This window comes from Pseudomonas sp. P108 (genome assembly GCF_032613195.1).
Taxonomy (GTDB): domain Bacteria; phylum Pseudomonadota; class Gammaproteobacteria; order Pseudomonadales; family Pseudomonadaceae; genus Aquipseudomonas.
Genome location: NZ_CP126691.1, coordinates 5,267,747 through 5,290,023, shown reverse-complemented (window position 1 = coordinate 5,290,023; position 22,277 = coordinate 5,267,747). Strand labels below are relative to the sequence as shown.

Below are 22,277 nucleotides of genomic sequence, written 5' to 3'. Positions count from 1 at the left end.
CCACAGGGTACGGCAATTATTTGAGGTCGGGTTTCGCCAGCAGGGTGTAAACGCACGGAAGGACAAACAGCGTAAACAACGTGCCGATCGACATCCCCGTGGCAATCACCATGCCGATATCAAAACGGCTGACGGCCCCCGCACCCGTGGCGAGAATCAACGGCACCATGCCAAACACCATCGCCGCTGTGGTCATCAGCACTGGCCGCAAACGAATCGCCGCCGCTTCCTCCACGGCTTCACGCGCCGTCAGGCCTTTGTCCTTGCGCAACTGGTTAGCGAACTCGACGATCAGAATCCCGTGTTTACTGATCAGACCGATCAGCGTCACCAGCCCGACCTGGGTGTAGATGTTCATGCTTGACCAGCCGAGGAACAGCGGAATCAAAGCACCGCAGATCGACAACGGCACCGTCACCAGAATCACCAGCGGATCGCGGAAGCTCTCGAACTGCGCCGCCAGCACCAGAAAAATGATCGCCAAGGCCAGGGCAAACGTCACCCACAGCGCGCTGCCTTCCTGAACGAACTGGCGTGAGGCGCCGCCATAGTCGAAGGCAAACCCGGCCGGCGCTTCTTCCCGGGCGATCTGCAACACGGTGTCGATGGCTTCGCCCATGCTCACCAACGGGAACCCTGAAATCTTCGCCGCGTTGAGTTGCTGGAACTGGTTGAGCTGGCGCGGTCGTGCGCGGTCACTGACCTTGATCAGCGTCGACAACGGCAACAATTCGCCCTGAGTGTTTTTCACGTAGTAGTTGTTCAGCCAGTCCGGGTTGTCGCGGTACGGCCGTTCGACCTGAGCGATGACCTTGTAGCTGCGGCCTTCGATGGTGAAGCGGTTGATTTCGGCCTCGCCGAGCAGCGTCGCCAGCGTGCTGCCCAGATCGAGCATCGACACGCCCATCTGCGCCGCTTTGGCGCGGTCGATATCGACGACAACTTCAGGTTTGTCGAACGCCAGATCGAGGTCGACGAAGGCGAACTTGCCCGACTCCATGGCGCGCTTCTTGATCCGGTCGGCGACTTGCAACAACACCTCGTAGTCGTTGGCGGTGTTGACCACGAACTCGAACGGCAAGCCTTCACCGGTGCCGGGCAAGGAGGGCAGGTTGAAGCCGAAAATCTGCAGGCCCGGAATGCCTTCGAGTTTGCCTTGCACCTTGGGGAGGATCTGCATTTGTGTGCGGCTGCGCTCGTTCCATGGTTTGAGCAGGAAACCACCGATGCCCGCCTGCACACCGCTGTAGCCGTTGATCTGGAACGAGGAGTAGTACTCCGGGAACTCCTTGAAGATCTTGATGAATTCGTCGGTGTAGGTGCTCAGGTAATCGAGGTTGGTCGGCTGCGGCGCGTTGGCCATCATGAAAATGATGCCTTGGTCTTCGTCCGGGGCCAGTTCCGATTTGGTGAACTTGAGGAACACCGGGATCAGGCACAACACGATCACGGCGAACACCAGCACCACTGGCCGCGTGTTCAGCGTGCCATGGAGCATGCTCTGATAGCGGCGCTTGAGACCTTCGAAGATGCGGTCGAGGCGGTGCGCCAGGCCGCTGGGGTTTTCCTCGTGGCGCAGCAAAAACGCGCACATCATCGGCGACAGGGTCAGGGCGACGATTCCGGAAATCACCACCGCACCGGCGAGGGTCAGAGCAAACTCCTTGAACAGCGCCCCGGTCAGCCCGGTGAGGAAACCGATCGGCGCGTACACCGCCGCCAGGGTGATGGTCATCGACACCACCGGCATGGCGATTTCCCGTGCGCCTTCCAGCGCCGCATCAAACGGCGTCTTGCCTTCCTCGATGTGTCGATGAATGTTTTCCACTACGACAATCGCGTCGTCGACCACCAGACCGATGGCCAGCACCATCGCCAGCAGCGTCAGCAGGTTCATCGAGTAGCCCATCATCTGCATGAAGAACATCACGCCGATCATCGACAGCGGGATGGTCACCACCGGGATCACCACCGAACGCAGCGCGCCGAGGAACAGGAACACCACAACGATGACGATCAGCACCGCTTCGAACAGGGTTTTCACCACTTCATCGATCGAGGCCTGAATAAACAGTGTGGCATCGTAGGCGATCTCGCTTTTCAGGTTCGGCGGCAGTTGCGCTTCCAGCTCGGGCATCAGCTTGCGCACTTCCTTGATCACGTCCAGCGGGTTGGCGCCGGGGGTGGCCTTGATGCCGATGTACACCGACGGCGTGCCGCCAAACGAGCTGATCGAGTCGTAGTTTTCCGCGCCCATTTCCACCCGCGCGACATCGCTGAGCAGCACGCGGCTGTCACCACTGACCTTGAGCGGAATCGCCGCGAAGGCTTCAGCGGATTTCAGTTCGGTGTTGGCGTTGATGCTGGTGACCACGTACTCGCCTTTCACTTCGCCGGCAGCGGAGAGGAAGTTGTACTGGCGCACCGCATTGGTCACGTCGGCGGCACTGAGGCCGAAACCGGCAAGTTTCACCGGGTCGAGCCACAGGCGCATGGCGAACACCTGATTGCCGAGAATCTCCGCTTCGGCCATGCCCGGCAGCGTTGCCAGTTTTGGCTGGATCACCCGTGACAGGTAATCGGTGATCTGCGGGTTGCTCAAATCCTTGCTGAAGAAGCTGATGTACATCAGTGCCGAGGCATCGGCCGATTCCTTGCTCAGCACCGGGTCTTCGGCGTCCTGCGGCAACTTGTTTTTCACCTCGTTGGCCTTGGCCAGCAGCTCGGTGAACAAGCGGTCGGTGTTGGAGCCGATGCGCGCATAGATCGAGATCACCGAGAAGTTCTGCCGGCTGACCGAGGTCATGTAGTCGATGCCCTCGGCGCTGGCCAGACTCTGCTGCATCGGCTGGGTGATGTAACCCTGAATGGTTTCGGCGTTGGCCCCGGGGTAAGCGGTGGTTACTGTGATCAGGGCGTTTTCCATTTGCGGGTATTGGCGTAGCGGCAACTTGCTCCAGGCCTGAAAGCCGAGCAGCACAATCAACAGGCTGACCACGGTGGCGAGCACCGGGCGGCGGATGAACGGATCAGTAAAAGCCATGGGGATTCCTTGATCAGTCGGCGCGAGGCGGACTGTTCTGCTCGCCGAGGGTCTTGTCGTCGCTGATGGCAATGTGGGCGCCGTTGTCCAGTTTGATCTGGCCGGCCGTCACCACTTGTTCGCCGCTCTGCACGCCCTTGTTGATCATCACCAGGCCATCGCGGCGTTCACCGGTTTCGATGAAGCGACGTTCGGCGATCAGTACGGGTTGGCCCTTGTCATCCTTTTCGACGCTGCCATCTTCGGCTTTCTTCTGCCCGACCACGTAGATCGAGTTGCCGTAGAGGGTGTAGGTGATTGCGCTTTCCGGTACGACGATGTGTTTTTGCGGATCGGGCAGCAGCACTTCAAGGCTGGCGAACATGCCCGGCAGCAGTTTGCCGTCGGGGTTGGCCAGGGTGGCTCGAATCAGAATGTTGCGCGTGGTGCTTTCGACGATCGGGTTGATCGCGCTGATCTTGCCAGCGAAGGTTTGCTTGGGGTACGCGGCGACGGTGATCTGCACCGGCTGACCGATGGCCAGCTTCGGCACTGATTGCTCAGGCAGGTAGAAGTCGGCGTAGAGGCTGCTCAAATCCTGCAGCGTGGCGATTTTGCTGCCGCTGGCCAGATAGTCGCCGACGTCGACCTGACGGATGCCGATGGTGCCGCTGAACGGCGCGAGAATGCGTTTTTTCGCCAGCGAAGCGTTGAGCTGATTGACCGTGGCTTTGTTCTTTTGCAGAACGGCGGAGAGGCGGTCGTATTCGCCTTTGGAAATGGCGCGGCTGTCGACCAGTTGGCTGCCACGGCCGAAATCCAGTTGCGCCAGACCCAGATCAGCCTTGGCGGTTTCCAGCAGGGCGGTCTCGACGGCGCTGTCGAGTTGCAGCAAAGGTTGCCCGGCCTTGACCTTCTGTCCGGATTCGAATTTGAGCTCGGTGACGGTGCCGGCGACTTCCAGGCTCAACTCGACACCTTGTAGCGCCTTGAGCGTGCCGACGGTGGGCAAGCGCAACTGCCACGGTTGTTCGGTCGCGTTGGCCACGGCGACGCTGATCGGCGGTTTCGGCTTGGAAAAGCCCTGGATCATCGTGTAGATCGAAAAGGCTTTGTACCCGCCCAGCACCAGGACGATCAACAAAACAACACCCAACATGATCAGCATGCGGCGACGCAGCATATTTCCAGTTCCTTGGAGAAATCAGGTGAGACAGGCGGGCACATTACTCCGAGTACAGGGGGGATTCCAACTGGCAGTTCTTACAGGGGGCGGAAAAAGATCGCAGCCTGCGGCAGCTCCTACAGGGGAGTGCATTCCAATGTAGGAGCTGCCGCAGGCTGCGATCTTTTAAGGCTGTTTTACGCCATCAAGTGAAGATGGTTGTCCCAGAGCCCCGCCGGCAATTCCAGCGGCTTGGCCAACAGCTCATCCTGGCGGCAATCGTAGTACCGGCAACGGCCCTGACCGGAGGTCACAACGAATCCATCCTGGACCGCACCGACGCCCGCGCAATCCGGCAACGGCGCATCAAGGCGCACTTCGCCGCTGTCCAGATCCCAGATAAAGAAGCGGTTGCCACGCGGTGCCGTCAGCGCGACCAGACGCAATTCACTGTGCACCGCGACGCTGGCGGTGTAGTGACCCATCGACTGCAACTGATGCTCCGGTACCGGAAACGCCACGAACGGCTGCCCCGGACGCTTGATCGCCAACAGCTCCGAGCGCTCATGCGAGGCGCCCATGAACTGCTGACCGGCAACGATGGTGCCGTCGCTGGCGATGCCCAGATGGCGCACGCTGTTCATCTGCTGGGCGAGGGTCTCCTTGCTCAGCAGGGTGCCGTCACGCTGCATCAAGACCAGGCTCGGCTCCATGGCGTTGAGGTTCATATCGACGCGGCTTTCCGCCTCGGTACGAATCCCGCCATTGGCCACCACCAGCGTCTCGCCATCGGGCATCCATGACACCTGATGCGGGCCGAGGCCGTGGGTGGAAATCTCGCCGCTGTGCACCAGTCGCGCGCCTTCGAACTTGTACACGCCGAGTAAACCACGGCCAGGATCGGTGGTGTCGTTCTCGGTGGCGTACAGGTATTCGCCGTCCTTGTGCACCACGGCGTGCCCGTAGAAATGCCGGTTCGGCTGCGAGGTCACGGTCTGCAGCAACGTGCCGTCGCGCAGGTCGATCAGGTAACTCTCGGTGCCCGGACGACGGGCGACGAACAGCGCGATTGGCTGCGTCGGGTGGTTGATGATGTCGTGGCAACGCTGGCCGACTTCGGTGGCGAACACCCGCGTGCCATCCAGCCGATAGCCGACGGCATAATGCTTGCCGTCAGTGTCGTCGCGCGCCGACAGCAACAGCGGGCTCTGATCCTTGCGTTTGAACAGCGTCCAGCCGCCCAGCGTCACTGCTCCCAGCAGCGTACTAGCTAAAGTCAGAACCTGACGTCGCAGCATGGCACTTGCCCTCATCAGTCACCGTCGTTGGCGTTGAAGCCCAGTTGAATGCCCAGCGCCTTGGCCAGTTCGCCTTCGTGCAGGCGATGGACGACGTTGAGGCTGTCGTAGATATCGTTCAGTTGCTGACGACCGGCGTCGTCTTCAAGCATTTCGCCGAGCGAACGCTGGGTGCTGTCGAACAGTTTCAGCGACGCGGCGTAAGCGGCATCGATCTTGTCGGCCAGTGGCTTTTGCTCAGCCGGCAACAGACCGCGCAGGCCTTTGTTGTCGACGCCTTCCCAAACGGTTTTGGCGGCGGCGAGACTGGCTTCCAGCGCGGTCAGGGACGACTGGCTACGCCATGCATCGGCCTGGAACGGCTGTGGCACGCCTTTGCTCTGGCGGCCCATTGGCGTGCCGAGTTTTTTCTTCAGGGTGTCCAGCGCGGTGACCTGCACACGCAGCAGATCGGCGATCGCTTCGTGGGAGTCGGCGTAGCGCTGGTTGGGGAACTTGGTCATCTGCGCGAGCATGCCGTCGGTGTTGTTCCAGTTCTGCAGAATCTCTTCAGCCAGTTGCTTCTGGCGCTCGCCAATGGCGATCAGCAGTGGGCAGTATTTGGCTTTTTGTTCTTCGTTGGCCACGTCAGGTTTGGCGTCGAACAGGATGTATTCGTAGGCCGACAGGCCTTGCACGACAACGCTGGATTTGGCCAGTGCGGCGGCATCGATCTGCGGTTGCGCGACCACCAGTTGCTCGACCTGACGGCCGACGAGGTTTTTCTTGTCCGGCCAGAACTGCACCTGCCACGAACGGTTGCCCTCGGCCAGCGGCCCGATCAGCAGCGGTTGCAACTCGGCCCAGGCTTTCTGTGCATGCAGGAAGTCGGCGCGGGCGGTTTCCAGGGTTTCTTTGCCCTGGCAGTAGGCGAGGGCGCTGACCGCCAGTTGCTTGTCGGCTTCGACCCAACGGGTGTAGGTCGGCAGGATCACCGATTTGGCGATGGCCGCCGAGGTGACCGCTTGCGGATCCTGTGGCGAGCAAGCGCCGAGGGCAAGGGCGGCAAGGCTGGTGAACAGTAGCTTGGGACGGAACATGTCGGGCTCCCGATTCTTTATCAGTGTTTAAAGTGAGTTCAAAAACGCCAGCAGCGCGGCACGCTGCTCGGCATTGAATGACAAAACCTGTTGCTGCGCGGCTTGCGCTTCGCCGCCGTGCCAAAGCACCGCTTCGAGCAGATTGCGCGCGCGACCGTCATGCAAAAACTGCGTGTGTCCGCTGACCGCTTGCGTCAGGCCTATGCCCCACAACGGCGGCGTGCGCCAGTCGCGGCCGGAGGCCTGGAATTCCGTGCGGTTGTCGGCCAGACCGTCGCCCATGTCATGCAGCAGCAGATCGCTGTACGGGCGAATCACTTGATTGGCCAGTTCAGGTTCGGCCGCGTTGGCGGCGGTGGTGTATTTCGGCGTGTGGCACGAATCGCAGCCAGCCTGGAAAAACAGATTCTTGCCGGCGATGACGTCTGCATCGTTAACGCCACGGCGTGCAGGCACGGCAAGGTTGCGGCTATAGAACAACACCAGACGCAGGATGTTGTCGCTGACTTCCGGTTCGCCGTTCGGGCCATTGCCGTTCGGCGCCTGTTTGCAGGCGGTCTGTGCATCGCTGCAGTCATCGAAGGGTCGCAGACTGGTCGTAAGACCCATATCACCGGAAAACGCGTGAACATTTTGTTGATTGAGGTTCGGTTGCCCGGCTTTCCAGCCAAATCTGCCCATGACGGTTTTTTGCAACGCGTCATCCCAGACCTGATTGGGGCGGCCATTGATACCGTTTTTCTCTTTTGCCTGAGCGGCGGCGTTGGCGAGGATGACTTCTTCGGGGATCGCTTCGAGCAGTCCCAGGCCAATCATCGGCGGCGCGACGCGGGCGGAAAAACGCGTGTCCGGGTGCATCGGGCCGTAGCCCAGTTGCGTGAACTGCAAGACGGGTTTGCGCAACTCGACTTCGGTGCCGTCCTTGAAACGCACGGGCACTGGCGTGTAGTCGACGCGCACTTTGCCTTCGGGGGCGACGCCGGGCACGGCCATGTCCTGGAACTGGCCGCCGTAGACCGGCTCCGGTACCACGCCGACTTGCTCGATGACTTTGGCGAATTCCGGCGTGTCGGGAATCGACAGGCGCACAAGCATAGACACAGCGTTAGGTGCATCCGGTGGCGGCGGATGACCGCGACCGTCCTTGATATGGCAGCCCTGACAGGCATTGGTATTGAACAGTGGCCCAAGACCATCGCGGGCGGTGGTGGTCGACGGCGCAATCACCCAGGGGCTGCGGAAGAAGCTGTTGCCGACGCTGAAATCCACCCGTCGCGATGGCGGCAGGTTGGCCGAGGGCAGAGAGAACGCATTCTGATCGGTCTTGCGCACGGTCGCTGCACCACCGGAACGTGCTTCACCAGGCTCGGCCTTGGTGAAACGCGGGGCGTCATCGCAGGCACTCAGGCCCAGGGCCAGCAACAGTGCGGACAAGCGAAGAGGCAGCGAAGGCATCAGACATCCTGCGGACGGGCAAAAATAAAGGCGCAAAGTCTAACAGGGCCGGGGTGATTGAATAAGAGGAATTATCGTTTGCTTGATATCGCGCAAGCCTTGAACACCATGGAAACCCTGTGGGAGCGAGCCTGCTCGCGAAAGCGGTATCCGACGCGCTGAAAATGTGGCGGCCGATACAGCCTTCGCGAGCAGGCTCGCTCCCACAGGGATGGGTGGTGTACCTGATATCGAACACACCATGGAGCAGGGTTTTGTGTAGGGCAGGTATGAAAAAGGCGACCCGAAGGTCGCCTTTTTTTGACGCAGACGCAGTTGATCAGAACTCGTGATCAGCGTTGTCCGGGTTCAGGTCGCTGATGCCCAGTTTGCCGGCCGCGGCTTCGATCGAACCGGTCTGCTTGACCAAGGACGCGATCGCGTCGCGAACGATCTGGTTGCCAGCGGTGTTGCCGGCGGCGATCAGCTGGTCGTAGTGCTCACCCTTGTTGGCGTGATCGACCATGACCTGGATTTTCGCTTCGGTGGCCGCCAGATCGGCTTTCAGCGCGGTGTCGGCAGCCGGGTCGGCCTTGGCTACCAACGACGACAGGCTGGCGCCGGTCATCTTGGTGCCGTCAACGCGGGTGTACTCGCCCAGGTAAACGTTACGAATGCCTTTGGCATCGTAGAAGTGCGAGTTGTGCGTGTTGTCGCTGAAGCAGTCCTGCTCGTCTTCTGGGGAGTTGGCTTCCAGAGAAACCTTCATGCGCTCGCCCGCCAGTTCACCCAGGGACAGGCTGCCCATGCCGAAGAGCATTTTGCGCAGACCGGTTTCGCCCGGCTCGGCTTCCAGGGTGGCGCGGTAGTTGTCAGCCACGTTTGGCTTCCAGTTGCCGACCATTTCTTCCAGATCGCTGACCAGCAGTTGAGTCACCGACTTCAGGTAGGCACGACGACGATCGTTGTGACCGCCAGTAGCGCCGGCGCCTTCCAGGTAGTCCGAAGCCGGACGGTTGCCAGCGCCAGGGCCGGTACCGTTGAGATCCTGGCCCCAGAGCAGGAATTCGATGGCGTGGTAGCCGGTGGCAACGTTGGCTTCGGAGCCGCCCAGCTCGTTGAGGCTGGCGAGTTTTTCCGCGGTGATGTCTTTGACGTCGACCTTGTCTTCGCCGACCTGAACTTCGGTGTTGGCGATGATGTTGGCGGTGGCGCCCGGGTTACCCAGTGCGTGCTCGTAGGATTTGTCGACGTAGTCGATCAGACCCTCGTCCAGCGGCCAGGCGTTAACCTGACCTTCCCAATCGTCGATGATGGTGTTGCCGAAGCGGAACACTTCACTCTGCAGGTACGGAACGCGCGCGGCGACCCAGGCAGCCTTGGCGGCTTTGAGGGTGTCGGCGTTCGGCTTGGCGAGGAACGCGTCGACGGCGGTTTGCAGGGTTTTCGCGGTGGATTCGGCATCGCTGTAAACGGCGAAGACCATGTCGGCGTAGTGCGCGACCACAGCCTTGGCGGCGGCTTCGTCGACTTTACCGGCGGCGGCCGGCGCAGCCGCAGGTGCGGTGGTGCTGGCGGCGGGAGTCGGCGTGGCCGGTGCGGCAGCCTTGTCTTTACCTTCGCCGCAACCGGCGAGGGAAATAGCGATGGCCAGCAGACTGGCGGTAGCCAGAGGCATACGAATCATGGCGAACATCCTGCTTCGATAGTTGAGTGGACTCGCGCTGGGGGGGCGCAAAACTGCGACATAATGCAAATCTTTCGCATTATGTGTAAAGGGTTGTGGCTGGAAATATTTCTTATTTACGCAGATCAAAAGATCGCAGCCTTCGGCAGCTCCTACAGGGGGAACGCATTCCAAATGTAGGAGCTGCTGCAGGCTGCGATCTTTTGATCTTCTAGAGAATGGCCGCGTTACTGCGTTGTGCCTGTTTGAGATAGGCGCCCAGTTCCCGGGCCGGCAGCGGTTTGCTGTAGTGATAACCCTGACCTTCGTGGCAGCCTTCGGAGATGATGTACGTCTCCTGCTCAGCCGTTTCCACGCCCTCGGCAATCACCTGCATGCCGAGACTCTTGCCCAACTGAATGATCGCGCGAACGATGGTCGCATCGTCGTCGTCATCGAGCAGATCCTGCACGAAGCTCTTGTCGATCTTGATTTTGTCCAGCGGCAGGCTTTTCAGATAACTCAGCGATGAATAGCCGGTTCCGAAGTCGTCGATGGCAATCAACGCGCCGGAACGGCGCAGGCTCAACAAGTGTTGCGCGGCAGTGCTGATGTCTTCCATCAGGCCGGTTTCGGTGACTTCCAGTTCCAGGCTGCGCGGTGGCAGGCGATACATCTGCAACAGGTTGTTGACCACGCGCGGCAACTCGGCGTGGTGCAGTTGTACGGTGGACAGGTTGACCGCCATACGCAGGTCGGCGAAACCCATATCGTGCCATTCGCGCAGTTGTTTGCAGGCCTGATCGAGCACCCATTCGCCGATGGCGATGATTGTGCCGTTCTGCTCGGCCAGCGGAATGAACAGGTCTGGAGGCACCAGACCGTGTTCCGGGTGTTGCCAGCGAATCAGCGCCTCGACCCCGACCACGCGGTGATCGCGATAGCTGATCTGCGGCTGATAGACGAGGTAGAACTGATCGCGCAACAGTGCATCGCGCAGGTCTTTTTCCAGTTCGCGACGACGACGCATCTCACTGTCGACGCTGGCGATGTAGAACTGATAGCGGTTGCGCGAGCGGGTCTTGGCCAGGGTCATGGTCTGCTCGGCTTTCTGCAACAGCTTCTCGGTACTGTCGCCATCCTCCGGGAACAGGGTGATGCCGATGGTCGCGCGCAGGCGGATTTCCTGGTGATCGAGGGCGAACGCCGCTTCCAGATCATCGAGAATGCTTTGCGCCAGCTCTGCCGCTTCATAAGGCTGTTCGATGTCTGCCTGCACCAGCGCGAACTGGTCGCCGCCCAAGCGGGCGAGGGCGCCGAGGCGGCCGCTATGGGCGCGCAGACGATCAGCCAGGGCCAACAGTAATTGGTCGCCGGTCTGGTAGCTGAACTGCTCGTTGATGCCTTTGAAATCGTCCAGCCCAACGCACAACACCGCGACCCGGCGTTGCAGCTTGCCCGCGTCGACCAGAATCTTGTCCAGTTGCTGCTGCAATTGCTGGCGATTCGGCAGGCCGGTGAGGAAGTCGTATTGGGCCATTCGCAACAAGCTGTTTTCGGCTTCGTGGCGCAGATGGGTGTTGCGTTCGATCGACTCAAGCAACTGGTTGGCGGTGTTGATCCAGATGCCCAGTTCGTTTTTCTCGTGGCCCTTGAGCTGCGGAATCTTGTGCTCGCTGGGGCGATCCGGGTTGATCTCGGTGAGGTGTTCGATGATCCGCGACAACGGTTTGGTCAGCAGCCAGTGATAAACCAGATACAGCACCAGGCCCATGGCCAGAGCACGCAACACACCGGAAATGAAGATGATCACCGAACTGACGATAAAGCCCTCGCCATAGGTGGCGGTGTCGAGGGTGATGCTCAGGTCACCGTAATACTCGCTGTACGGGCCGCGCCCCACCAATTGGGTGGTGAAGGTGCGTTCCTGGCCGAGAATCAGATCGGTCAGCCAGCGGCTGCTGGAATGCTGCAGGTCGCGGGATTTCTGCGCGAGCATGGCTTCGTTGGGATGGCCGATGGAGGCCTGACGCACGGCATCATCCTGGAACAGGCCTTCGATTACCTGCATGCCCATTTCCCGATCGAGGCTGTAAACGGCCTGGGTCGAAGGATCACGGAACATGTCGAGGATGCGTTCGGCGTCGCCGGCAACCGCCTGACGGGTTTTATAGGCATCGAACACAATCTGCGCGCAGCTCAAGACTACGCCGACGATCAATGCCGACAGGAGCACGACCCGGAGCAACTTCACCGACAAGCTGTTCTTGAGTTCCAGCTTCAAAGGGTTATTCCTTGTTCCGTGCGGGTAGCGTCAAGTTGCCACGAGTATTGGCAATCCCGTGTTGGCAGTCAAAGGGACAATCAGGCCCGGGACGATTTGCCCGTGGCCTTGGCCGAAATGCTGCTGTCTGGAGTATTAGCCCTATTTGTACTATGTCGGTAGTTTCGACCTTCAACTTGAGCGGTTCGCAGCATTTTTTCCGCTGTTTTGATGTTAGCCCCCTGTGGCATGGCGGCAAGCAGCGACAGACAGCTTTCATTGTGAGAAAAACGCTATTGATCGTTCCCACGCTCCGCGTGGGAATGCCTCCAGGGAGGCTCTGTGTCCAGTGACGCGGAGCGTCACGGGCTGCATGCCCACGCGGAGCGTGGGAACGATCATCAAACGCCCATAAAAAAACCCGGCAAAAGCCGGGTTTTTTGACTGGCGCGCAGCTTAAGCGGTGAAGGTTTTGCCTTCGAACTGCTCAGCAACGAACTTCCAGTTGACCAGGTTCCAGAACGCTTCGACATACTTCGGACGAACGTTGCGGTAGTCGATGTAGTAAGCGTGTTCCCAGACGTCGCAGGTCAGCAGCGGGGTGTCGCCGCTGGTCAGCGGGTTGCCGGCGCCGATGGTGCTGGCCAGGGCCAGGGAACCGTCAGCCTTTTTCACCAGCCAGCCCCAGCCGGAACCGAAGGTGCCGATCGAGGTTTTGCTGAACTCTTCCTTGAACTTGTCGAACGAACCGAAGGCTGCGTTGATGGCTTCAGCCAGCGCGCCGGTTGGTTGACCACCGGCGTTTGGCGCCAGGCAGTTCCAGTAGAAAGTGTGGTTCCAGACCTGAGCGGCGTTGTTGAAGATACCGCCCGAGGAAGTCTTGACGATTTCTTCCAGGGTCTTGCCTTCGAACTCGGTGCCTGGCACCAGGTTGTTCAGGTTCACGACGTAGGTGTTGTGGTGCTTGTCGTGGTGGTATTCCAGGGTTTCCTTGGAAATGTGCGGCTGCAGGGCATCGTGTGCGTAAGGCAGCGGCGGCAATTCGAAAGCCATGATGATTCTCCTAATCAGGTCTGTTGCGGTGAGCGCAAGGCCGATCACGGGCGGCCAGAAATGCACCGGCGAGTTTTTACTCTTTGCGGCGCAGGGTTCGGATCATAGCACCGGGGTTGCGGCTTAACCACGCAACAACTGTGTGGGATAGAGGTTCCAGAGCTGTTTGGAATAAATCAGGACGCCAATATCAGTTGTGCGGCTACCGTAAACATCATCAGCGCTACAACCAGATCAAGGATCCGCCAGGTACTCGGCCGGGCCAACCATGGCGCCAGCCATGCCGCGCCTAGCGCAAGCGTGAAAAACCACAACAGAGAAGCACTCGCAGCCCCGACCACATAAGCCCCCGGCACCGATTGCTGCGCGCCGAGCGAGCCGATCAGCAACACCGTATCCAGATAAACGTGCGGATTGAGCAGCGTCACTGCCAACGCGCTGAGCATCACTGCGCGCAACGAACGCACAGTCTGGTTTTCGCCCTGATCCATGCTCTGTTTCGAACAGGCCCGGCGCAACGCCTGACTGCCGTACCAGATCAAGAACGTCGCGCCACCCCAACGGGCAATTGCCAGCAGTGTCGGGTTCTGCGCCAGAATCGTCGCCAGCCCGAATACACCAGCCGCCACCAGCAGCGCATCGCAGACCACGCACAACGCCGCCACGGGCAAGTGGTGCTCACGACGCAAGCTCTGCGCCAAGACAAACGCGTTCTGCGTGCCGATCGCCATGATCAGCCCGAACGCCACCAGCAAGCCGTTCACATAGCTTTGCCACATAAGATCTACTCCGCGTTGGCTGCGAGATCGCGCAGCACTTGCATGGCGCGTTCGGCGTCGGTCTGACCGACGAACAAATGGTCGTGGTAATAGCCGGCAATCACGTTGCAACTGATCCCGGCCTTGCCCAATGCCGTGGCGAAGGCGGCGGTAAGGCCCACCGCTTCCAGAGCCGAGTGCACGTTGAGGGTGATCCACGCGGCGACATAGTCGAAGCTGAAACCGGCCTGTTCGGCGCGGGAACGTTCGACAATTACCGTCAGACCTTCCTGCTCGCGGAAGCTGCCGACAACCTCCAGACCGCTCGGCAACACACCGTCGCGCAGGGTGCAGAACACGTATTCGCCGGCGTTGAGTTGCGGGCTCATGCTGCGCAACAAAGTCGTGAGTGAAGTTTCGCCAGCCATGGAAGTGTTCCTTGAGAAAGAGTGCTTGCTGGCTATTCTCCAGTCGAAACCTGTATAAGAAAAACCAATAGTGCTGATCGCTCATTAGGAAAACTGATGTTCGACTACAAATTGCTTTCCGCTTTGGCCGCCGTGGTCGAGCAGGCCGGATTCGAACGGGCCGCGCAGGTACTGGGCTTGTCGCAATCGGCGATCTCGCAGCGGATCAAACTGCTCGAAGCGCGGGTCGGCCAGCCGGTGCTGATACGTGGCACGCCGCCGTCGCCGACCGAGATTGGACGGCGCCTGCTCAACCACGTGCAGCAGGTGCGTTTGCTTGAGCGCGACTTGCAGACCCTGGTGCCAGCCTTGGATGAAGAAGGTTTGCCGGAGCGCCTGCGCATCGCCTTGAATGCCGACAGCCTCGCCACATGGTGGGCCGACGCGGTTGGCGATTTCTGTGCCGACCAGCATTTGTTGCTCGATCTGGTCGTCGAAGACCAGACCGTCGGCCTCAAACGCATGCGCGCCGGCGAAGTGGCCGCATGCCTTTGTGCCAGCGAACGTCCGGTGGCGGGTGCGCGCAGTGTGTTGCTCGGTGCAATGCGTTATCGCGCGCTGGCCAGCCCGGCGTTTATCGAGCGGCATTTCCCCGACGGCGTGCGCGCCGAACAATTGCCGCGCACCCCGGCGCTGGTGTTCGGCCCGGACGACTTTCTCCAGCATCGCTATCTCGCCTCGTTGGGCGTCGACGGTGGATTCGAACACCATTTGTGCCCATCCTCGGAGGGTTTTATCCGCCTGACCGAAGCCGGACTCGGCTGGGGGCTGGTGCCGGAACTGCAAGTGCGCGATCAACTGCAGCGCGGCGTGTTGCGCGAACTGTTGCCAGATAAACCGATCGACGTGCCGTTGTACTGGCATCATTGGCGCAATGGCGGTCAGCTTCTAGGCTTGCTGACCGAGCAATTGGTGCGTTCATCGGCGCAATGGCTGGTGCCCTGGAAGCAGCCATGAGCGTCAAGCTGCAAGCGGCAAGTTCAGCGCTGCGCACCGTTTTAAACTTGCAGCTCGAAGCTTGAAGCTCGCAGCTGGTTTCATTGGAGTTTTGCATGAAAATTTTGGTCACCGGCGCAAGCGGCTTCATTGGCGGACGCTTTGCGCGTTTCGCTTTGGAGCAGGGCCTGGACGTGCGGGTCAACGGTCGCCGGGCCGAGAGCGTCGAACATCTGGTGCGTCGTGGTGCCGAGTTTGTCCCCGGCGATCTGACCGATCCCGATCTGGTCCGTGAGTTGTGTTCCGACGTCGAAGCAGTGGTGCATTGCGCTGGCGCCGTCGGATTGTGGGGCCGCTATCAGGACTTCCACCAAGGCAACGTGCAGGTCACCGAAAACGTCGTCGAAGCCTGTCTGAAGCAGCGCGTCCGGCGTTTGGTGCATCTGTCGTCGCCATCGATCTATTTCGATGGTCGCGATCATTTCAACCTGACCGAAGAGCAAGTGCCCAAGCGCTTCAAGCATCACTACGCCGCGACCAAGTACCTGGCCGAGCAAAAGGTCTTCGGTGCCCAGGAATTCGGCCTGGAAACCATCGCCCTGCGCCCGCGTTTCGTTACCGGCGCCGGCGACATGAGCATCTTCCCGCGTCTGCTCAACATGCAGCGCAAGGGTCGGCTGGCGATCATCGGCAATGGCCTGAACAAAGTCGACTTCACCAGTGTGCAGAATCTCAACGAAGCGATGCTCAGCAGCTTGCTGGCCGCCGGCTCCGCGCTGGGCAAGGCCTACAACATCAGCAATGGCGCGCCGGTGCCGCTGTGGGATGTGGTCAATTACGTGATGCGCAAAATGGAAGTGCCGCAAGTCACCAAGTACCGTTCGTATGGGCTGGCCTACAGCGTCGCGGCGCTCAATGAGGGTGCGTGCAAGCTCTGGCCCGGGCGTCCGGAGCCAACCCTGTCGCGTCTGGGCATGCAGGTAATGAACAAAAACTTCACCCTCGACATCAGCCGCGCCCGGCATTATCTCGACTACGATCCGAAAGTCAGCCTGTGGTCGGCGCTGGATGAGTTCTGCGGCTGGTGGAAAGCTCAGGACATTCGTTGAAACGATTCGGCCGGGCGGCAATGAACCGTGTAGCCGCTTGGGGGTCAATCCCTGCGGCTGCGGCGGTTATACTTCGCAGCATTTAGCCATCACCGCGTTTCACAAAGGTTGCCTCAATGTCCATGCGTAATGATGCCCACGACGATTTCGATGATGTCCCGAGCCTGCGTGCCGACGCCTTCGACGACGATGACATTCCGACCACCGCCCGCACCTCCGTACACTCGCGCACGCCGCCGGTGGTCAAGGTCAAGGCCGCCAGCACCGGGCCGCTGTGGGCCTTGGTCGGCGCACTGTTCTTCGCCTTTGTCGGTCTGGCCTGGTGGAGCTTTCAGCAGATCTCGCTGATGGAGCAGCAACTGGTCGCGACCCAGGAAAGCTTCGCGCGAATCAGTGAGGAAGCGGCCGGTCGCTTGCAGGACATTTCCGGCAAGGTTGTCGCCAGCCAGTCCAACGTCACCAGTGACAGCGAGGCTCTGAAGCTGCAAATCAAACAGCTTGAAGGCAAGCTGCTCGATCAGAGCAAACAGCAGCAGGGCGTAGCGGGGCAAGCCAGCGATCTGGACAAACGCCTGGCACAGATGACTGCGCAGACCACTGAACAACAAAACGCCAATACCCAACTGCAAGCGCAGGTCAAAGCGTTGAGCGCGGAATTGGCGACGGTGAAAAGCACGCCGGCCGACACCAGCAAGGTCGACGCGCAGTTGAAAGCCTTCGATGCACAGTTCAAAAGCCTTGGCGCCGATATCGCAGCACTGAAAAAGCAGGGCAATCCAAGCGCGGCGATCGATCGTCTCGAACAGGAAATCGTCGTGCTCAAAAGCGAACAGGACAATCGCCCGGCGGCTCCTCAGGGTGGCGGCAATACCGCCGAGTTCGACGCCTTCCGCGCGCAGATGACCCGCAACATCAACACCCTTCAGGCGCAGATTCAGAATTTGCAGCAGCAGATCAATTCCCGCCCATAAGCTTTGTTGATCAGTGCAGGGGATTCTGTAATCCCCTGCATCATTCTGAATACTCGTACATCACCCCAAGCCGTCTACGCTCTTGAAACACCAACAAGAACGAGGGATGCGCTATGGGGTTTTTGCATAAAGTGGCCTGGCTCGGCGTGATGTTACTGGCCGGTTTCGGCCAGGCCAGCGCCGCCACTGCCGCCAAGGATGACAGTCAGGCCGCCATTGCCTTGCTGGAAAAAGCCTTGGCCTATTACCACGACAATGGCGACAAGGCGTTCGCCGCGTTCAGCCGCCAGGGCGAGTTTGTCGACAAGGATCGCTACGTGTTTGTAGTCGACACCAAAGGCGTGATGCTCGCCAGCGGCGGGCCTTCCTCGGCATTGATCGGCCGTGACGTGAGTGAGGTGCTCGGCCCGGATTTGCAGAAAACCTTCAAAGACGCGTTGAAAGTGCCGGAAGGCAATGGCATCCAGCAGGCCGAGTACCGTTGGCAGAACTGGTCCGACGGCAAGGTCGAGCGCAAGCATGTGTTTTATCAACGCATCGGCCAGCGGATTCTGGCGGTGGGTTACTACTTGCCGCGAGCCTCGGCGGAGCAGGCCAAGGCATTGCTCGACAAAGCGGCGATTGATCTGGACAAAGACGAGAAGGGCACGTTGACGGCAATCAACTCGCTCAAGGGCGGCTACTTGCAGGATGACTTGTACGTGTTCGTCGTTGATCTGAACACCCAGCGCTATGTCGCCCACGGCACCAACCTGCGCTTGATCAACACCGACTTCGGCAAGGTCAAGGACCCGGAAGGCAAACCGGTGGGCGAGCCGATTCTGGCGCTGATCGGCAAGCAGGATGAGGGCGAATATGAATACCGCTGGAAAAACCCGGTGACCGGCAAGGTCGAGGACAAGCATGCCTACCTGAAGAAGGCCGGGCATTTCCTTGTCGCCGTGGGTTACTACAGCCCTTGAAGGATGATCGTTCCCACGCTCCGCGTGGGAATGCAGCCCGGGACGCTCTGCGTCCCATCCAAAGCCGAACGCAGAGCGTCCGTTGAGGCATTCCCACGCAGAGCGTGGGAACGATCAACACACCGCTTTCGCGAGCAGGCTCGCTCCCACAGGGTTTTGTGGTGTTGCGGTTATTTGGCGCCATGCTCGCGCCCGCGCAGCAGGTTGTTCGGCATCGCAATCGCCGCTGCCAACCCCAGCAACGACACCGCCGCACTCACCCACAACAAATGCCGGAACGTCACCAGCAGCTCCGCGCGCAAGGCATTTTGTGCATCGCCTGGCGCGGCGTTCAAACCATCCAGCAGGACGTTGCCGGAATGGCCCTCGCTCATCAGTGAACTGCTCGCCAGATGGGCGAAACTGGAATCCTGCAGCAACGCCAGCAACAGCGCCGACATCAACGCCACACCCACTGCGCCGCCGAGAGAGCGAAACAGGTTGGTGGTGCTGGTCGCTACGCCGATGTCGCGTTGTTCCACCGAATTCTGGGTGCCGACCAACGAGGTCGGGAACTGCATGCCGCTGGAAATACCACAGAGCAACATGAACAGACCACTGACCAGCGTCGCCTCCGGTGGGCTGAACGCCATGCCGAAAATCGCGATCGGCATCAGCAGAGCGCCGCTCAGAATCTGTGGTTTGTAACGCCCGGTGATCGACGTGCGCCGGCCAGCGAAAAATGCACCAATCGGCAACCCCATCGCCAATGGCAACAAGTGCAAAGCGGCGCTGTCAGCTCCGGCCCCGGTGACGGTCTGAAAGCGCAGCGGCATCAACACAATCAAGGAAATCGCCTGGAAACTGGTGAAGAAAATCGTGCACCAGCACAGCAGGGCGTTGCGATTGGCAAACAGGTGCATCGGCAGCAACGGTTCGCGCGCCCGGCGTTCGTGCCAGACAAACAGCGCCAACACCACCACCGCACAAGCGAACAAGCCGAGCACTTCAGCGCTGCGCCACGAATGACCCTGACCGACCTGGGTAATGCCCAACAGCAGGGCGGTCAGGCCGATGATCATCAACAACGTACCGAGGTAGTCGATGATCGGTTTGCGTTGCGGAATCGGCAGCCCGCGCAGATTGCGTCGCGCCACCCACCAGGCACCGAGGCCCAGCGGCAGGTTGATCAGAAACACCCAGCGCCACGACAGGTATTCGGTCATGTAACCGCCGAGCACCGGGCCGGCGACACTGGCCACGGCGTACATGCTGCTGAAGTAACCCTGATAACGCCCGCGTTCCCGCGGCGGCACGATGTCGCCGATGATCGCCTGACTCACCGAAATCATCCCGCCGGCGCCGATGCCCTGAAGGATCCGCGCCAGCACCAGTTGCTCCATGCTCTGCGCCATGCCGCAGAACAGCGAGGCGAGGGTGAACAGGCCCATGCCGAACAGCATCAGTTTGCGCCGCCCGTACAAGTCACCGAGCTTGCCGTAGATCGGCACCGCCACGGTCATCGCGACCATGTACCCGGAAATCACCCAGGCCAGCAGGCTGACGTCCTTGAACTGCGCAGAAATGGCCGGCATCGATACAGCAACGATGGTCTGATCCAGCGCGCCGAGAAAGATCGCCATCATCAACGCGACCAGCACGCTGCGAATGGCCGGTTTGGGCGTTTCGGGGTGATTGAGATTGGTCACGGGCGAGCCTGCGGGCAGTGATGGACCCGCGCGGCTATTGCGCGCGGGTTGATGCTCGCCAGTGTAAGTCGGTAGGAAGCTATTCGATAGCCTCGTACGGAAGTCCGACATAATTTTCTGCAATGGTTTTTCGCCCTGCCTCTGAACTGACAAAGTAGTCCAGTTCCGAGGCGCTGATGCGCTGGCTGAAGTCATCGTGATCGTCGAAGCGGTGCAGCATCGAAGTCATCCACCAGGAAAAGCGCTCGGCTTTCCACACTCGGCGCAGGCAGATTTCCGAGTATTTCTCCAGCAGATCGGTGCGCCCGTCGCGGTAAACCTTCAGCAGAATATTGAACAGCGTACTCACGTCACTGGCGGCCAGGTTCAAACCCTTGGCGCCGGTAGGCGGGACGATATGCGCGGCGTCTCCGACCAGAAACATCCGTCCGTACTGCATCGGCTCGACGACGAAACTGCGCAGCGGCGCGATGCTTTTTTCAATCGATGGGCCGGTAACCAGTTTCTCGGCGAGCTCCACCGGCAGGCGATTTTTCAACTCATCCCAAAAGCGCTGGTCGCTCCAGTCATCGACGTTTTCATCCGCCGGCACTTGCAGGTAATACCGGGTGCGGGTGGCCGAACGCATGCTGCACAGGGCGAAGCCGCGTTCATGGCGGGCATAGACCAACTCGTCATGCACCGGCGGCGTGTCGGCGAGAATCCCCAGCCAGCCAAACGGATAAACCCGCTCGAACACCTTCAGGCTATCGGCCGGAATCGACTGCCGGGCTACACCATGGAAACCGTCGCAGCCGGCGATGTAGTCGCAATCGACGCGAAAGGTTTCGCCGTCCTTTTCAAAGGTGACAAACGCCTCGTCGCTTTTCATGCCATGAGGAACGACATTGCTCGCCTGGTAAATCGTCGGCGCGCCGGCCTCCCGACGAGCGGCCATCAGGTCGCGAGTCACTTCGGTCTGGCCGTAGATCATCACAGTCTTGCCGCCAGTCAGCGCGTGCAGATCGATGTGCACCTGACGCCCGTCCAAAGCCAGATCGAAACCGCCATGCACCAACCCTTCGGCGTCCATGCGCTGACTCACGCCAGCCTGACGCAACAGCTCTACCATGCCTTGTTCAAGCACCCCGGCGCGGATGCGACCGAGGACATAATCGGGGGTCTGACGTTCGAGGATGAGGGTGTCGATACCGGCGTTGTGCAACAACTGGCCGAGGAGCAATCCGGACGGACCGGCGCCGATAATGGCGACTTGGGTTTTCAGCGTTTTCATTGTTTTTATGACTCGCAAGCTTCACGCGGCCAAGACCGGTGAATGATTTTTATGGATCGAGTGCTTGCATTTTTCCCTTGCGGGTCTGTCAATTGAAGGTGAAAACTGAGCCGATACCTGTACATTCTGCCAATCGGTGCGATTATCGCCCACAACCCCGAGGCCTGGATTGAAGTGATGAACAAGCCTGAGCTGCCTTCGATTCCAGTGTTCAAGCTCTACGGTGAAAGCCTGGACTGGCCGACCCCTGACTTGCTGCACTGTGAAACCATTTCCTCCCGCAGTCGCGAACACGAGTGGGAAATCAAACCCCACCGCCATGCTGATTTGTGCCAGTTACTCTTCGTCTTCAAAGGTCAGGCAGAGCTTGAGATCGAAGGGCAACGCACGCAACTCCAGACCCCGGCGATTCAAGTGCTGCCACCGTTATCGGTGCACGGCTTCCGTTTTTCCGAAGACGTCGAAGGGTTCATCGTTACCCTCGCCACCCCGCTGATCAACCACTTGCAGGCGCAACTGGGTGATTCGGTACATGCGCTGGCCAGCGCGCAAAACTACCCGGCAGACAACGACGGCGATTACCTCAACAGCCTGTTCTCGGCGTTGCAGGCCGAATACAACGGTCACCAACCAGCGCGGGAAATGCTCATGCATTCGCTGGTCAGCGTGATCATGGTCTGGGTCAGCCGGCAGGCGATCGTGCGCCACAAAGCCAGTCAGCGGCCGCAGCGTCAGCGCGAATACCTCAACGGTTTTATTCAGTTGGTGGAGGAGACTTACCGCCAGCACGTGAAGGTCGAAGACCTCGCGCATCGCTTGGGGATTTCGGTGTCGCACCTCAACGGCACCTGCCGAGAATTGGCGGGGCAGCCGGCGTTGCAGATCATGCACGAACGTCAATTGCTGGAAGCCAAGCGCTTGCTGACGTACACCAGCATGACGATTTACGAGATGTCGGAGTTGTTGGGGTTTTCCGATCCGACCAACTTCACGCGGCTGTTCCGGCGCCGGGTGGGGATCTCGCCAAAGGCTTTCCGCGACAGCCTCAAGGCCGAACATTAATCTCATAACCGCCGCAAAAACTGTGGGAGCGAGCCTGCTCGCGAATGCGGTGTATCAGTCACTATTGATGG

The 22,277-nt window shown here is 60.0% G+C and carries 17 protein-coding genes; 5 read left to right on the top strand and 12 right to left on the bottom strand.

Annotated elements, in window-relative coordinates; genetic code table 11:
* Positions 1–16: 16 nt before the first annotated feature.
* From QOM10_RS23225 to QOM10_RS23180, 10 genes are all read right to left on the bottom strand, one after another.
* Positions 17–3,043, bottom strand: a complete 3,027-nt coding sequence (locus QOM10_RS23225) for a multidrug efflux RND transporter permease subunit (RefSeq protein ID WP_316917019.1) — start codon at positions 3,041–3,043, stop codon at positions 17–19.
* A gap of 13 nt (positions 3,044–3,056) precedes the next feature.
* The gene (locus QOM10_RS23220; protein ID WP_127929579.1) at positions 3,057–4,205 is read right to left on the bottom strand and encodes an efflux RND transporter periplasmic adaptor subunit; all 1,149 of its coding nucleotides are present in this window, start codon (positions 4,203–4,205) and stop codon (positions 3,057–3,059) included.
* Between the two features lie 179 nt (positions 4,206–4,384).
* Positions 4,385–5,485, bottom strand: a complete 1,101-nt coding sequence (locus tag QOM10_RS23215; protein WP_316917018.1) for a DUF1513 domain-containing protein — start codon at positions 5,483–5,485, stop codon at positions 4,385–4,387.
* 14 nt (positions 5,486–5,499) lie between these two features.
* Positions 5,500–6,564, bottom strand: a complete 1,065-nt coding sequence (locus tag QOM10_RS23210; RefSeq protein WP_127929577.1) for an imelysin family protein — start codon at positions 6,562–6,564, stop codon at positions 5,500–5,502.
* 27 nt (positions 6,565–6,591) lie between these two features.
* Positions 6,592–8,019 (bottom strand): di-heme oxidoredictase family protein, encoded by a 1,428-nt coding sequence (locus QOM10_RS23205; RefSeq protein ID WP_316917017.1) that lies wholly within the window; start codon positions 8,017–8,019, stop codon positions 6,592–6,594.
* 319 nt (positions 8,020–8,338) lie between these two features.
* Positions 8,339–9,685 carry an imelysin family protein gene (locus QOM10_RS23200; protein ID WP_316917016.1) on the bottom strand — a complete coding sequence of 449 codons (1,347 nt, stop codon included), beginning with the start codon at positions 9,683–9,685 and terminating at the stop codon, positions 8,339–8,341.
* 211 nt (positions 9,686–9,896) lie between these two features.
* Positions 9,897–11,948: a putative bifunctional diguanylate cyclase/phosphodiesterase gene (locus tag QOM10_RS23195; protein ID WP_127929574.1), complete on the bottom strand. Its 2,052-nt coding sequence runs from the start codon at positions 11,946–11,948 to the stop codon at positions 9,897–9,899.
* Between the two features lie 435 nt (positions 11,949–12,383).
* Entirely contained in the window at positions 12,384–12,980 is a 597-nt protein-coding gene (locus QOM10_RS23190) for a superoxide dismutase (RefSeq protein WP_007918933.1), read from the bottom strand.
* A gap of 176 nt (positions 12,981–13,156) precedes the next feature.
* Complete coding sequence (locus tag QOM10_RS23185) at positions 13,157–13,759, bottom strand: LysE/ArgO family amino acid transporter (RefSeq protein WP_150750394.1); 603 nt, start codon at positions 13,757–13,759, stop codon at positions 13,157–13,159.
* 5 nt (positions 13,760–13,764) lie between these two features.
* On the bottom strand, positions 13,765–14,166 hold the full coding sequence (locus tag QOM10_RS23180) for an ACT domain-containing protein (RefSeq protein WP_316917015.1): 402 nt from the start codon (positions 14,164–14,166) through the stop codon (positions 13,765–13,767).
* A gap of 96 nt (positions 14,167–14,262) precedes the next feature.
* Here QOM10_RS23180 and QOM10_RS23175 point away from each other — a divergent pair, with 96 nt between their 5' ends.
* The 4 genes from QOM10_RS23175 (at position 14,263) to QOM10_RS23160 (ending at position 18,183) form a co-directional block, all read left to right on the top strand.
* Positions 14,263–15,162 carry a LysR family transcriptional regulator ArgP gene (locus tag QOM10_RS23175; RefSeq protein WP_116030023.1) on the top strand — a complete coding sequence of 300 codons (900 nt, stop codon included), beginning with the start codon at positions 14,263–14,265 and terminating at the stop codon, positions 15,160–15,162.
* Positions 15,163–15,257: 95 nt separating this feature from the next.
* The gene (locus QOM10_RS23170; RefSeq protein ID WP_122844525.1) at positions 15,258–16,250 is read left to right on the top strand and encodes an NAD-dependent epimerase/dehydratase family protein; all 993 of its coding nucleotides are present in this window, start codon (positions 15,258–15,260) and stop codon (positions 16,248–16,250) included.
* A gap of 116 nt (positions 16,251–16,366) precedes the next feature.
* Complete coding sequence (locus QOM10_RS23165; protein ID WP_127929568.1) at positions 16,367–17,221, top strand: ATPase; 855 nt, start codon at positions 16,367–16,369, stop codon at positions 17,219–17,221.
* A gap of 113 nt (positions 17,222–17,334) precedes the next feature.
* Positions 17,335–18,183 carry a cache domain-containing protein gene (locus tag QOM10_RS23160; protein WP_316917014.1) on the top strand — a complete coding sequence of 283 codons (849 nt, stop codon included), beginning with the start codon at positions 17,335–17,337 and terminating at the stop codon, positions 18,181–18,183.
* A gap of 170 nt (positions 18,184–18,353) precedes the next feature.
* Here QOM10_RS23160 and QOM10_RS23155 read toward each other — a convergent pair whose 3' ends face one another.
* Together QOM10_RS23155 and pobA are read right to left on the bottom strand one after the other, a co-directional pair.
* Positions 18,354–19,871 carry an MDR family MFS transporter gene (locus QOM10_RS23155; RefSeq protein WP_127929566.1) on the bottom strand — a complete coding sequence of 506 codons (1,518 nt, stop codon included), beginning with the start codon at positions 19,869–19,871 and terminating at the stop codon, positions 18,354–18,356.
* 79 nt (positions 19,872–19,950) lie between these two features.
* Positions 19,951–21,135, bottom strand: coding sequence for a 4-hydroxybenzoate 3-monooxygenase (pobA, locus tag QOM10_RS23150; RefSeq protein ID WP_177413918.1), 1,185 nt, complete (start codon positions 21,133–21,135; stop codon positions 19,951–19,953).
* A gap of 186 nt (positions 21,136–21,321) precedes the next feature.
* On the opposite strand from pobA, the gene QOM10_RS23145 reads away from it, so the two are divergent.
* Positions 21,322–22,206 (top strand): helix-turn-helix domain-containing protein, encoded by an 885-nt coding sequence (locus QOM10_RS23145; RefSeq protein WP_316917013.1) that lies wholly within the window; start codon positions 21,322–21,324, stop codon positions 22,204–22,206.
* The last annotated feature ends 71 nt before the right edge of the window (positions 22,207–22,277 follow it).